At 56.7% G+C, this 13,126-nt stretch carries 11 protein-coding genes; 6 read left to right on the top strand and 5 right to left on the bottom strand.

Annotated elements, in window-relative coordinates; all coding sequences use genetic code 11:
- The first annotated feature begins 25 nt into the window (after window positions 1-25).
- Entirely contained in the window at window positions 26-574 is a 549-nt protein-coding gene (locus ACL2XF_RS12875; protein WP_410015890.1) for a DUF882 domain-containing protein, read from the top strand.
- 61 nt (window positions 575-635) lie between these two features.
- Window positions 636-1,265 carry an MBL fold metallo-hydrolase gene (locus ACL2XF_RS12870; protein ID WP_413728813.1) on the top strand — a complete coding sequence of 210 codons (630 nt, stop codon included), beginning with the start codon at window positions 636-638 and terminating at the stop codon, window positions 1,263-1,265.
- Between the two features lie 229 nt (window positions 1,266-1,494).
- Here the strand turns inward: ACL2XF_RS12870 and ACL2XF_RS12865 are convergent, their stop codons facing one another.
- Window positions 1,495-2,685 (bottom strand): amino acid aminotransferase, encoded by a 1,191-nt coding sequence (locus ACL2XF_RS12865; RefSeq protein ID WP_413728732.1) that lies wholly within the window; start codon window positions 2,683-2,685, stop codon window positions 1,495-1,497.
- Window positions 2,686-2,724: 39 nt separating this feature from the next.
- Here ACL2XF_RS12865 and ACL2XF_RS12860 point away from each other — a divergent pair, with 39 nt between their 5' ends.
- Complete coding sequence (locus ACL2XF_RS12860) at window positions 2,725-2,895, top strand: hypothetical protein (protein WP_413728731.1); 171 nt, start codon at window positions 2,725-2,727, stop codon at window positions 2,893-2,895.
- 26 nt (window positions 2,896-2,921) lie between these two features.
- Here ACL2XF_RS12860 and ompF read toward each other — a convergent pair whose 3' ends face one another.
- The 3 genes from ompF to pncB all read right to left on the bottom strand — a co-directional run bounded on the left by ompF (window position 2,922) and on the right by pncB (window position 7,155).
- Entirely contained in the window at window positions 2,922-4,037 is a 1,116-nt protein-coding gene (gene ompF / locus ACL2XF_RS12855; RefSeq protein WP_413722395.1) for a porin OmpF, read from the bottom strand.
- Between the two features lie 300 nt (window positions 4,038-4,337).
- Window positions 4,338-5,738: an asparagine--tRNA ligase gene (gene asnS, locus ACL2XF_RS12850; RefSeq protein WP_413722396.1), complete on the bottom strand. Its 1,401-nt coding sequence runs from the start codon at window positions 5,736-5,738 to the stop codon at window positions 4,338-4,340.
- A gap of 211 nt (window positions 5,739-5,949) precedes the next feature.
- Window positions 5,950-7,155, bottom strand: coding sequence for a nicotinate phosphoribosyltransferase (pncB, locus tag ACL2XF_RS12845; RefSeq protein ID WP_413728730.1), 1,206 nt, complete (start codon window positions 7,153-7,155; stop codon window positions 5,950-5,952).
- A gap of 304 nt (window positions 7,156-7,459) precedes the next feature.
- On the opposite strand from pncB, the gene pepN reads away from it, so the two are divergent.
- The 3 genes from pepN to ACL2XF_RS12830 all read left to right on the top strand — a co-directional run bounded on the left by pepN (window position 7,460) and on the right by ACL2XF_RS12830 (window position 11,966).
- On the top strand, window positions 7,460-10,072 hold the full coding sequence (gene pepN / locus ACL2XF_RS12840; protein ID WP_410015884.1) for an aminopeptidase N: 2,613 nt from the start codon (window positions 7,460-7,462) through the stop codon (window positions 10,070-10,072).
- Window positions 10,073-10,243: 171 nt separating this feature from the next.
- Window positions 10,244-11,254 (top strand): quinone-dependent dihydroorotate dehydrogenase, encoded by a 1,011-nt coding sequence (gene pyrD / locus ACL2XF_RS12835; RefSeq protein ID WP_410015883.1) that lies wholly within the window; start codon window positions 10,244-10,246, stop codon window positions 11,252-11,254.
- A 163-nt stretch (window positions 11,255-11,417) separates the two neighbouring features.
- On the top strand, window positions 11,418-11,966 hold the full coding sequence (locus ACL2XF_RS12830) for a cell division protein ZapC (RefSeq protein ID WP_413728729.1): 549 nt from the start codon (window positions 11,418-11,420) through the stop codon (window positions 11,964-11,966).
- A 41-nt stretch (window positions 11,967-12,007) separates the two neighbouring features.
- Here ACL2XF_RS12830 and ACL2XF_RS12825 read toward each other — a convergent pair whose 3' ends face one another.
- A complete protein-coding gene (locus ACL2XF_RS12825) occupies window positions 12,008-13,111 on the bottom strand; it encodes a YcbX family protein (protein ID WP_413728728.1) in 1,104 nt (367 codons plus the stop codon).
- Window positions 13,112-13,126 lie beyond the last annotated feature (15 nt).

The following is a 13,126-nucleotide window of genomic DNA, read 5'->3' as shown; positions in this document are numbered from 1 at the left end:
CTTATGCCGATTGGTTATTTCGCTCATGGATCATATAAATCATCACCGCCGCAAACTCTTGACGTTAAGCTGTGCCGCAATGGGTGTCGCCTTGCTGCCCAGTACCTCCTTTGCCATGCTTTCTACGCCCAGGCCCCGTATTCTCTCGCTGAATAACCTGAACACCGGAGAAACATTAAAAACCGAATTCTTTAACGGTAAAGGGTATAATGCCTCGGAATTGTCGCGCCTTAATCATTTTTTCCGTGATTACCGCGCCAATAAAGTGACGAGTATCGATCCGCGCTTGTTTGATCATATCTACCGCCTGCAAATGATGCTCGATACCAACAAACCGGTACAATTGATTTCAGGTTACCGTTCGGTGGACACCAACAACGAACTGCGCGCGCACAGTTCCGGGGTGGCCAAGCACAGCTACCATACGCTGGGGAAAGCGATGGATTTCCATATCCAGGGCGTGCAGCTGAGCAACATCCGCAAGGCGGCCATGAAAATGCGCATGGGCGGGGTAGGCTATTATCCCAGCAGTAACTTCGTCCATATCGATACCGGTCCGGTTAGAGCCTGGTGAGCCTGTTATCGCCGGGCCCCGGGTAGCGGCGGCAGGCGAAAACAGAGAGTAATGAAGTATGATGAAATACCATATTGTCCCGGTTACCGCCTTCAGCCAGAATTGTTCGCTGATATGGTGTGACAAAACCGGCGAAGCGGCGCTGGTCGATCCCGGCGGCGACGCGGCCAGGCTTATCGCGGCGGTGGCGGAAAAACCGGTTGCGATAAAACAAATTCTGCTGACCCATGGGCATCTGGACCATGTCGGCGCCGCCGCCGAGCTTGCGGCCCATTATGGCGTGCCCATTGTCGGCCCGCAGCGCGAAGATCTTTTTTTACTGGCGGGGCTGCCGGAGCAAAGCCGCATGTTCGGCCTGGATGACTGCCGGCCTCTGACGCCGGATCGCTGGCTGGAAGAGGGCGACGAGGTCCTGGTCGGCGAAGAGCGTTTCGCCATCCTGCACTGCCCGGGCCACACTCCCGGACATATCGTATTTTATAACGCCGCCGCGCATTTTATCCTGATGGGCGATGTGCTGTTTTACGGCGGGGTTGGCCGCAGCGATTTTCCGCGCGGCAATCATCAGGATTTAATCAATTCTATTCGCACCAAACTCCTGCCCCTGGGCGACGATATCGATTTTCTGCCCGGCCATGGACCTATGTCCACCCTTGGCCATGAACGCCTGACCAATCCTTTCCTGCGATAAAAAAAACCGCCGGTTAAGGCGGTTCTGACTGTTGACGGACCCGCCTCCTGCTTATTCTTAATCAATGAGCAGGAGGCCGGTGCTTTCGCTGCCACCGGGACAATCCGGCGCCCGGGCGACGCGACATCCGCCACCCCCGCCGCCAAAACCGCGCCCGGTCAACAGACATCACCCCGCCGGCAAACCTTGCCGATGCCCGTAAACGCGCACGTTATGCGATTGCACGCCGTTAAAGCACCGCCACGATGGCTTCGCACAATTGCGCCATATTCCCGGTGGTCATGCCCGCCACATTTACCCGGCCAGAGTTCACCGCATACACGCCGAACTCGCTGCGCAGCCGCAATACCTGATCTTTGGTCAGGCCGCTGAACGAGAACATGCCGTTTTGCGCATTGATAAATTCGAAATCCTGCTGCGCGCCTTTTTCCCGCAGGGTATTGACGAACAGCTGGCGCATGCGCCGTATACGCTGGCGCATTTCGGTCAGTTCCTGCTCCCACAGCGCCTTCAGCGCCTCGTTGCCTAGAATGGTGGCGACAATCGCGGCGCCGTGGGCCGGCGGATTGGAATAATTGGCGCGAATACAGGATTTTAGCTGGCTGAAGATCTTGTCGGCGGTGTCGGCATCGGCGCCGACCAGGGTGCAGGCGCCAACGCGCTCATTATACAGACCGAAATTTTTGGAATACGAACTGGCGATAATCATTTCCGCATGGTTCTCGGCAAAGATACGCAGGCCCTGCGCATCTTCTTCCAGCCCATGGGCAAACCCCTGATAGGCGAAATCAAATAACGGCAGCCAGCCTTTGCTCCGCGACAGCTCGGCCAGGGTACGCCATTGCGCCTCTGTCGGGTCGATACCGGTGGGGTTATGGCAGCAGCCGTGGAATAACACGACGTCGCCGGCCTGGGCCTGCTCAAGGCTTGCCAGCATGCCGGCGAAGTTAAGCTGGTGGCTGACGGCGTCGTAATAATCGTAGTCGGCGGTTTCAATACCGGCGGCGGCGAAGATATTTTTATGGTTCGGCCAGGTGGGGGTGCTGATCCAGACGCGCCGGGTCGTGGTATTACTGGCCAGGAAATCCGCGGCGACGCGAAGCCCGCCGGTGCCGCCGGGCGTTTGCGCCGTGCGGGCGCGGTTGGCGCTGATAATCGCGCTGCCGGTGCCGAACAGCAGCGTTTGGGTACAGCGGGCGAACGCCGGTAAGCCGTCGATGCCGAGATAATTTTTGGTGACTTCGTTTTCCAGCAGCAATTGTTCGGCTTTTTTGACGCTGGTGAGCACCGGTGTCTGGCCGGTTTCATCTTTATACACGCCGATGCCCAGGTTGATTTTATTGGGCCGATCGTCGGCACGGAAAACGTCCAGCAAACCAAGGATAGGATCGGCGGCGGCCAGGGGGATAGTTTCAAACATTATGAAGGGTTCCAGAAGGTAACTAAAGGTGAGCGTAGAGTGTTATCAGGTTACCGCCAGAAACGTGCTTTGCCAACAGGCTGGGGAAAAAAACGCTGTGACGGCGCAAGGGAATTTACCGGAAAAGGGCAAAGGGACGGCATTGGCGGAAAAAAACAAAAAAAAAGCGGGGCAGCCACCCCGCTTCTTTATCTTGACCTGCAGTTATGATGCGCTGCAAGGACGTCCGTGTCGGCTTAGAACTGGTAAACCAGGCCCAGTGCGACGGTGTCGTCGGTACCCATGCCCAGCTTGTTGTTGTCATCAACTTTATTGATGATGTAGTCAACATAGGTGGACATGTTTTTGTTGAAGTAGTAGGTAGCGCCAACTTCGTAGTATTTCAGGATATCAGTGTCGCCGATGCCTTCAACGTCTTTCGCTTTGGACTGGCCGTAAGCGATGGACGGACGCAGACCGAAGTCAAACTGATACTGGGCAACCAGCAGGATGTCCTGGGTTTTATTGGCAAAGCCATCAACACCGGTGGTCACGCCGCCAGTGGTAACCGGCGCGGTGATACGGGTTGCGTTGCGGGTTTCGCCGTAGGTGGCGGCCAGGTAAATATTGTTAGCGTCATATTTAACCGACGTTGCCCATTGTTCGGCACGGTCGCCCTGGCCAATCGGCGAGGCATTCTGCGTTTCGGTACGATCGGAGGAAGCATAAGCGCCTACGATGCCCAAGCCGATAGGAGAAACGTATGATACGGAACCGCCGTAGCCGTCGCCGTTAGCGCGGCCGAAATCAGAGCCGGTACGGTCGTTTTTGCCCTGGTACTGCAAGGCAAAATCCAGGCCGTCGGCCAGGCCGAAGAAATTGGTGTTGCGGTAAGTGGCAACGCCGGTGGTACGGCCAACAAAGAAGTTATCGGAGTAGGCGGTATCACCGCCGAACTCCGGCAGCATATCGGTCCAGCCCAGGGCATCGTACACTACGCCGTAGTTACGGCCGTAATCGAATGAACCGTAGTCACCGAATTTCAAGCCGGCAAAGCCCAGACGGGTTTTATTGCCGTCTTGCGCGTCGGAGCCGCCTTCAGTGTGGTTGGCGTTAAACTGGTATTCCCACTGGCCGTAACCGGTCAGTTGGTCGTTAATCTGGGTTTCGCCTTTAAAGCCGAGACGCGCATAGGTCTGATCGCCGTCGCCCGCAAAGCTATTGTCGTTGGAATTAGAGAAGTAATGCAGGCCGACAGCTTTACCGTACAAATCCAGTTTGTTACCGTCTTTATTATAAACTTCGGCCGCATTAGCCGCGCCAGCAGCCAACAAGGCCGGAATTACCACTGCAAGAAGATTGCGCTTCATCATTATTACTACCCTCATTGGTGTTATTCGGACACCTGCCACTGCCGCTAACATTTCTAGATGAAACATTATTGAGAGTTTGGTGTCTTCCTGTGTCTGCACGCAGTGTTCCATTCGTGGACCTGTTAATCCACATGGAAAATGCTACAAAGGTCGCAATGATGTTTCAGCGGGAAACCGTGTGTTACAAGATGTAAATTTCACGGAACTTTGTGAGAGAACTCAAACTTTGAAAAGATAAAGGCCAGTATCGCTGGCCTCCAGAAGTTATATATATGTTTTTCTTATATTTTAAGAAGAAAATTAGAAGTTCGCATTGCGCGGACTGCGTGGGAAGGGGATTACGTCACGAATATTTTGCATTCCTGTGACATAAACGATCAAACGTTCAAACCCGAGTCCGAAACCCGAATGCGGCACGGTGCCGTAACGACGCAGATCGCGGTACCACCAATAATCTTCTTTATTCAGCCCCATTTCCGCCAAACGATCGTCAAGCCGGTCCAGACGTTCTTCACGCTGTGAACCGCCGATGATTTCGCCGATTCCCGGCGCCAGCACATCCATGGCGGCCACCGTTTTGCCGTCGTCGTTCTGACGCATATAAAACGCCTTGATGTCTTTGGGATAATTTTTTACCACCACCGGCGCTTTAAAATGTTTCTCCGCCAGGTAGCGTTCATGCTCGGAGGACAAATCGACGCCCCAGGAGACCGGGTTTTCGAAGGGCTGGCCGGAGGCGATTAAAATCTCCACCGCCTCGGTATAATCAACCTGGGCAAAATCGGATGCCACAAAATGTTCCAGGCGGGTAATGGCGTCCTTATCCACGCGTTCGGCAAAAAATTTCATATCGTCGGCGCGCTCGGTGAGCACCGCCTGGAAGACATATTTCAGCAGCGCTTCCGCCAGGCCGGCGATATCATCCAGATTGGCGAAAGCGACTTCCGGCTCCATCATCCAGAACTCGGCCAGATGGCGGGTGGTATTGGAGTTCTCGGCGCGGAACGTCGGGCCGAAGGTATAGACCTTGGATAGCGCGCAGGCATAGGTTTCGGCATTCAGCTGGCCGGAAACGGTCAGGAACGCTTCCTTGCCGAAAAAGTCTTCATCAAAGTTAACCTTGCCCTGGGCGGTGCGCGGCAGGTTTTCAAAATCCAGCGTGGAGACGCGGAACATCTCACCGGCGCCCTCGGCGTCGGATGCGGTGATAAGCGGCGTGGAGACCCAGAAGAAGCCGCGCTCATCCATAAAGCGGTGGATGGCCTGCGCCAGGGTATGGCGCACCCGGGCGACGGCGCCGATCATATTCGTGCGCGGGCGCAGGTGCGCCACCTCGCGCAGATATTCCACGCTGTGCCGTTTCGCCGCCATCGGATACGTGTCGGGATCGTCCACCCAGCCCAGCACGTCCACTTTGTCCGCCTGGATCTCGAAGCGCTGGCCGCCGCCCAGCGATTCGGTCACCCGGCCGGTGATCGCCACCGAACAGCCGGTGGTCAGGCGCAGGATGTCCGACTTGTAATTCGGCAGATTATTATTTATGACGGCCTGTAAAGGATCAAAGCAGGAACCGTCATAGACGGCGAGAAAGGAGATACCGGCTTTAGAATCTCTCCGGGTACGCACCCAACCATATACAGTGACTTCACTGTCAGCAGGTATGCGCCCTTGCAGTACATCGACTACAGGCACTACGCTCATAAATGACTCTCTTAACTCATTGTGATGGGGGATTAAACATTATCGCCGCGGCGAAAGCTGTAATATGTTACTTGGCGGGCAGAAGGACACAAGCGAAAATCATCATTTAATGACAGATTTTGCCTGCGGGCGCAAACAATCGCCGGGTAAGGGGAACAATGGGGCGCGATGCGCGCGCCGGAAGAGGAGCCGGCGCGGGGTAGGGCAAGCATCAGCTGGCTTTTTTCACCAGCGGTAAATCAAAGGCCTTGCGCAGCGCGCGGACGAACTCTTTATCCTGGCACATGCTTTTACCGGGGCTGTCGGACAGTTTCGCCACCGGTTTGCCGTTGCACTCCACAAGCTTTATCACGATATTCAGCGGCTTAACCGCCGGGATATCGCACGTTAGCCGGGTGCCGATACCGAACACCAGGTTAATCCGCTGCCAGAAGTGGCGATACAGCGCCAGCGCCTTGTCGAAGTCAAGGCTGTCGGAAAAGACCAGGGTCTTGGTCAGCGGGTCGATCCCCAGCTTCTGGTAATGGGCAATCGCCTTCTCTCCCCATTCCACCGGGTCGCCGGAATCATGGCGCAATCCCTGGTAGCGCGTGGCAAAGCCGGCGCCGAAATCACGCAGGAACGCATCCATGGTAATGCAATCGGTCAGGGCGATGCCCAACTGATCGGGATATTCGTCCAACCAGGCCTGAAGCGCGGCGCGCTGGCTATTGGCCAGTACCGGACTTATCTGCTGGTGGGCCTGAAACCATTCATGGGCCTGGGTGCCCACCGGCGTTAACGACAGCCGCCGGGCCAGATCGTAGTTGCTGGTGCCGATGAGATAAGGGAAGTCCCGCTGCAGTTCGCGGACCACATCGTATTGGACCTGGCGCGAAAACCGCCTGCGGGTGCCGAAATCCATCAGTTTGAAACGGGAGATATCGATATCGCGGCTGCGGTCGCGGAAATGCTGCAGTTTTTGCCGCAGCTGCGTCAGCGCCATGTCGCGCACATCGAAAGGCGTGCGCCGGCGATGGACCACTTCGCTGATGACCGCCAGCAATGGCACTTCCCACAGGATCACCTCACGCCACGGGCCGGTAATGCGGATATCGAGCTTGCCGTTATGATCGCGCACCCGCACCTGGCGCGGGTCGAACCGGAACGCGCGCAGCCACGCCAGATAATCCTGGTGGAAAAAAGGCAGCGCCGAGAGAAAGGCGAATTCCTCGTCGCTCAGCGCCAGGTTACGCATCAGCTCGATTTGCGCGCCGATTTCGGCGGCGTATTCGCCCAGCATATCGTCGCCGCGGCAGCGGAACTCGGCGGTACCCGTAACATCATGGTAACGATGATAAACCGCCTGCTGCATATGCAACTTGTAGGCATCAGTGTCAAGTATCGACGTTAAAATCGGCTCAATGGCTAAAGTCATGGCGCGCTACAGCATCCTCTTGCGACACATAAATACAGTCGGATAAATGGCAAATCGACTGAAGTGTACCCGGCTTGTTCTGTAAGTGTAGTCACATCAAATCATAAATGGCGCTGCAACGTCGAGGCTTAAACGTGCCGTCCGGGCTGAAACGACATGATAAAACCCGTGGTGCAGCGTCACGATCTTTTTCAACCCCCTGCGCGGGCATTTTAACGGGCCATGCCGCTTAACAATGGCAACATGGTCTTAACAGGAATAGACTTATCACAGAGAAATCAATGACGATGCCAAAAGGTTAATTATGACTCAACAGCCGCTAGCAAAATACCGCCATGATTATCGTGCGCCGGATTATACCATCACCGATATCAGCCTGGAGTTTGATCTTAACGCCGAAACCACTACGGTAACGGCGGTCAGTAACGTTGTCAGGAAAGGACCGGCGGGAGCGCCGCTGGTATTAAACGGCGAGGACCTGCAGCTGCTTAACGTCAGCATCGATGGGCAGCCTTGGGCGCACTACCGTCAGGAAGGGCCGCTGCTGGTGATTGAACAGCTGCCCGGGGCGTTTACCCTTACCATCGTGAATGTGATTCATCCGGCGCAGAACTCGGCGCTGGAAGGGCTGTACCTGTCCGGCGACGCCCTGTGCACGCAATGCGAGGCGGAGGGTTTCCGCCATATTACTTATTATCTGGACCGCCCGGACGTGCTGGCGCGCTTTACCACCCGCATTATCGCCGACAAAACACGCTATCCCTTCCTGCTGTCCAACGGCAACCGCATTGACGGCGGCGAAATGGCCGACGGCCGCCATTGGGTGGTCTGGCAGGACCCGTTCCCTAAACCCTGCTATCTCTTTGCCCTGGTGGCCGGCGATTTCGACGTGCTGCGCGATAGTTTCACCACCCGTTCCGGACGCGAGGTGGCGCTGGAGCTGTTTGTCGATCGCGGCAACCTGGATCGCGCCGATTGGGCGATGACCTCGCTTAAGCAGGCGATGCGCTGGGATGAAGCCCGCTTCGGCCTGGAATACGATCTCGACATCTTTATGATTGTCGCCGTGGATTTCTTTAATATGGGCGCCATGGAAAACAAGGGATTGAATGTGTTCAATTCCAAATATGTGCTGGCGCGCGCTGAGACCGCCACCGATAGTGATTATCTGAATATCGAGCGGGTTATCGGCCATGAGTATTTCCATAACTGGACCGGCAACCGTATCACCTGCCGGGACTGGTTCCAACTGAGCCTGAAGGAAGGGTTGACGGTCTTTCGCGATCAGGAATTCAGCGCCGATCTCGGCTCGCGCCCGGTGAACCGCATCGGCAACGTGCGCGTGATGCGCGGCTCGCAGTTTGCCGAGGACGCCAGCCCGATGGCCCACCCGATTCGTCCCGAGAAGGTTATCGAGATGAATAACTTCTATACCGTGACGGTCTATGAAAAGGGCGCGGAAGTGATCCGCATGCTGCATACGCTTTTGGGCGAAGAAAAGTTCCAGGCCGGGATGCGGCTGTATGTTGAGCGCCACGACGGATCCGCCGCCACCTGCGATGATTTTGTCAACGCCATGGAACAGGCTTCCGGTATCGACCTGACCCAGTTCCGCCGGTGGTATAGCCAGTCCGGTACGCCGGTATTGTCGGTGCGCGATGACTATAACCCCGAGTTGCGGCAATATCAGCTGCACGTCAGCCAGATGACCCCGCCGACCGCCGATCAGGCAGAGAAACTGCCGTTGCATATTCCGCTGGATATCGAGCTTTATGATATCCAGGGCCAGGTGATTCCTTTGCGGCGCGACGGCCGGCCGGTGAACAATGTGCTGAATATCACCGACGCGGTGCAGACGTTTATTTTTGACGATGTGCCGTCGTTGCCGGTGCCGTCGCTGCTGCGCGGATTCTCCGCGCCGGTGAAGCTCGATTACCCCTATAGCGATCAGCAGCTTACCTTGCTGATGCGTTTTGCCACCGACGAGTTTTCCCGTTGGGACGCCGCGCAGAGCCTGCTGTCGATTTATATTCGCCTGAGCGTGGCGCGCGTGAGCCAGGGCCTGCCGCTGAGCCTGCCGCTGCATGTGGCCGATGCCTTCCGGGGCGTGTTGCTCGACCCCTCCCTCGACCCGGCGCTGGCGGCGCAGATCCTGACGCTGCCCAGCGAAAACGAGATGGCGGAATTATTCAGCGTTATCGATCCGGCGGCCATCCATGAAGTGCATGAGGCGCTGATCCGCTGTCTGGCGACGGAGCTGGCCGATGAGCTGCTGGCGGTTTACCAGGCCAACAAGACGCCGGTATACCGGGTCGTGCACGCGGATATCGGCAAGCGCGCTTTGCGCAATATTTGCCTGTATTACCTGGCGTTCGGCGAACACGATCGGGCGGTCAGGCTCACCACCGCGCAGTATCACGCGGCGGACAATATGACCGATGCGCTGGCGGCGATGTCCGCCGCCGTGGCGGCGCAGCTGCCGTGCCAGGCGACGCTGCTGGCCGAGTTCGACGAGCGCTGGCATCATGACGGCCTGGTGATGGATAAATGGTTTACCCTGCAGGCCACCAGCCCGGCCGACGATGTGCTCGCCCAGGTTAAATCCCTGCTGACCCATCGCTCCTTCAGCCTGAACAACCCTAACCGTATCCGGTCGCTCATCGGCGCGTTCAGCGCGGGCAATCCCTCGGCGTTCCATGCCGCCGACGGCAGCGGCTACCGCTTCCTGGCCGAAATCCTGGTCGAGCTGAATACGCGTAATCCGCAGGTGGCCTCAAGGCTTATCGAGCCGCTGATCCGGCTGCGGCGTTACGATGAGTCGCGCCAGGCATTGATGCGCGAGGCGCTGGCGACGTTGCAGGCGCTGCCGAACCTGTCCGGGGATTTGTATGAAAAAATCACCAAGGCGTTAGGTTAGACCGGCGTCGGCGGGGTTATGGCGCCCCGCCGACGCGCCATAACCCCGCCGCAAGGGGGCTTTTTTGATCTGGCGCGAGCGATCGCGCTTTTTTTACGCCGTTTGATTTCTTTTCCGCGCCCGATACTTGATAATACCGCCCCGGTTGCCACCGGGATATCAGGAGACGATATGTTTTATCCCCTCATCAGACAGGCTTTATTCCAGCTCGATCCAGAACGTGCCCATGAATTAACCTTCCAGCAGTTGCGCCGAATTAGCGGCACGCCATTCGAGTTTCTGGTGCGCCAGTCGGTGCCGACCAAGACGGTCAATTGCATGGGGATAGCGTTTAAGAATCCGCTGGGACTCGCCGCCGGCCTGGATAAAGATGGTGATTGCATCGACGCGCTCGGCGCCATGGGTTTTGGCTTTATCGAGGTCGGCACGGTAACGCCGCGTCCGCAGCCCGGTAATGATAAACCACGCCTGTTCCGGCTTGTCGAGGCGGAAGGGCTGATCAACCGGATGGGATTTAACAATAAAGGCGTGGATTATCTGGTTGAAAACGTTAAAAAATCCCATTTTGGCGGCGTGTTGGGAATCAATATCGGCAAAAACAAGGCGACGCCGGTGGAGCAGGGCAAGGAGGATTATCTGCTGTGCATGGATAAGATATATCCTTACGCCGGCTATATAGCGATAAACATTTCCTCCCCCAATACCCCGGGACTGCGCACGCTGCAATTCGGCGAAGCGCTGGACGATTTATTGTTGGCGATTAAGAATAAGCAGTCCGAACTGCAAAAGTATCACCACAAATATGTTCCGGTTGCGGTCAAAATAGCCCCCGACCTGACGGACGAAGAGCTGGTCCAGGTTGCCGACAGCCTGGTCCGTCATAATATCGACGGCGTCATCGCCACCAACACCACCACCGACCGGCACCTGGTGCAGGGCCTGAACCATTGCAACCAGACCGGCGGGTTAAGCGGCCGTCCCTTACAAGCGCGCAGTACGGAAGTGATTCGCCGACTGTTCCGTGAATTAAACGGCAAATTGCCCATCATCGGGGTAGGGGGAATTGATTCCCTGATCGCCGCGAGGGAAAAAATGGACGCCGGCGCCGCGCTTATTCAAATATATTCCGGCTTTATTTTTCACGGTCCCCGTCTGATTAAAGACATTGTTACCCATATTTGATCATTTTTTTCTCATTAAACGGCTTGGGGGGTTTATTTATTCCCCAGGCTCGTTTATCTTTTATCCGTTTGCTGTTAATTTATCCGTAGAATTATTTTCTAAACGCTAAAATTCTTTGCAGGATATTTCATAATCGATTGCGACGTGATGAAAGGATTTAAAGATGAAATTCACTCCCGGCGATAATTGGCGTTGGTTTTATGATGCCGAGCATGATCGGATGATGCTGGATCTCGCTGACGGTATGATATTCCGTTCACGCTTTTGTGCTAAGACACTGACGCCCGATGCGTTTAGCGAAACGGTATTCTGCGTAGACGACGCCGCGCTCTATTTTACCTTAGCCGAAAAGTGTCGGGCGCTGCCGTTAAAGGAAGAACAGCAGGCGGAGCTTATCCTCAATGCCCTGGTGGCATTGCGCTTCCTGAAACCGCTGATGCCGAAGAGCTGGCATTTCCGGCCGCAGCCCACGCCGTTGAACTGGCATCCCGTGATGGGCGACGACGTGCTGGTGCGCCTCAATGACAATGGCGAATATGCGCGGCTGCTGGTGGCGGAAGCGGGCGATAACGCCAGCCTGTGCGTGCTGGCGCAGGCGCAGCTTACCCTGGCCGCGCGTAAAATCGTGCTGGGCGACGCCATCAAAATTATGCACGACCGGTTATTACCTTACCCGCGCCAGGACGATATCCAGTACGCCGCCGCGGTGTAGCCGCACTTCGGCGTATGCGGGGCGCGTATGACGCCCGGAAGTTAGCCAAGACGCAAATCGCTTTTGGGTATGCAACTGCAGGACAGCACCTGGCCGGGTTCTTCGACCGCGCTGGCTTTCAGCGGCGCGACCTCGCCTGCAAGCAACCTTACCTTGCAGGTGCCGCAGATGCCTGCCCGGCATGAATAAGGAATGCGAATCCCCTGTTGCTCAAGCTGCTCCAGCAATACCTGCTGGTTATTGCCGCGAAAGCGCCGTCCCTGGTAATCAATCATCACCTGCCGCTCGCCGTCCACCGGCGCCGCCAGGGTTGCGCTTACCGCGCCGCCTCCGTAACGCCTGGGCTCCTGTTCCGCCAGTATTTCAATCATGTCGCCGGCGCGGATGATGCCGCTGGAGCGCGCGATCAGATTTTGGCCGAAATCCACATCGCCGTTATCGGCGGTGCGGTAGCCCTGCAAGGTGCGTAAAGGCTCCGTCGCCGGGTGTTTACGGCCCAGTTCCACGCTCACGGTGGTGAGCACGCAGCGGCTGCAGGGCTTGACCGCCTCGAACTCGACGTCGCCGATGCGAATGCGCCGCCAGCCGTCCTCGGCAAAAGGCGCCGCGCCCGCCGCCACCAAATTCGGCCGGAACTGGGTAATATTGATGCCGGCGGGACAGCGCCCCTGCAAATCCCTGAACGAGGACTCGCCGATCAGCAAAAAGGGATAACCGTCGGCAAACGACAGCGGTATGCCGGGATAGCGTTTGACCCGCCGGTGGCTTTGCTCCCCGGTCCAGCGTAGCTGCACCGCGCGACCTAAATAGCCGCTTAACCAGTTATTGATGGCCTCGGGTGCCACATACGCGGTAAAATGGTTGCCCCAGACTTCGGTGGGGCGGCCGTCAGGCGTGAAATCGGCAAAGCGCGCCAATATGCTTTGTCCGTCCGGCGCGCCAAGGTGCAGGCCGTTTTGTACCATCACCGGCGTAAACAGCACCATTTGCGGATATTGGCGGGCGGTAATAAAAGTACCGTCCGGGTCGGTAACCATAAATATCCGGTCAAAGGCCAGACCTTCGGCGCCCGCCAGCGCATGGGATACCTGCAAACCGCGCATTGATTTCACCGGATGAATATATAACCGCGATAAACTGACCACTTTGCCTCCCTGCCG

This window comes from Sodalis sp. RH19 (assembly GCF_047324215.1).
Classification (GTDB): domain Bacteria; phylum Pseudomonadota; class Gammaproteobacteria; order Enterobacterales; family Enterobacteriaceae; genus Acerihabitans.
The sequence above is the reverse complement of the archived record's forward strand: the minus strand, read 5'-3'. Positions and strand labels throughout refer to the sequence as shown.

Bases quoted from the DNA above. Each gene is read 5' to 3' on its own strand.
- ACL2XF_RS12875 (WP_410015890.1), top strand. From the start codon at position 26: ATGGATCATATAAATCATCACCGCCGCAAACTCTTGACGTTAAGCTGT.
- ompF (WP_413722395.1), bottom strand. From the start codon at position 4,037: ATGATGAAGCGCAATCTTCTTGCAGTGGTAATTCCGGCCTTGTTGGCT.
- pyrD (WP_410015883.1), top strand. From the start codon at position 10,244: ATGTTTTATCCCCTCATCAGACAGGCTTTATTCCAGCTCGATCCAGAA.
- ACL2XF_RS12830 (WP_413728729.1), top strand. From the start codon at position 11,418: ATGAAATTCACTCCCGGCGATAATTGGCGTTGGTTTTATGATGCCGAG.
- pncB (WP_413728730.1), bottom strand. From the start codon at position 7,155: ATGACTTTAGCCATTGAGCCGATTTTAACGTCGATACTTGACACTGAT.
- asnS (WP_413722396.1), bottom strand. From the start codon at position 5,738: ATGAGCGTAGTGCCTGTAGTCGATGTACTGCAAGGGCGCATACCTGCT.
- ACL2XF_RS12865 (WP_413728732.1), bottom strand. From the start codon at position 2,685: ATGTTTGAAACTATCCCCCTGGCCGCCGCCGATCCTATCCTTGGTTTG.
- ACL2XF_RS12870 (WP_413728813.1), top strand. From the start codon at position 636: ATGAAATACCATATTGTCCCGGTTACCGCCTTCAGCCAGAATTGTTCG.
- pepN (WP_410015884.1), top strand. From the start codon at position 7,460: ATGACTCAACAGCCGCTAGCAAAATACCGCCATGATTATCGTGCGCCG.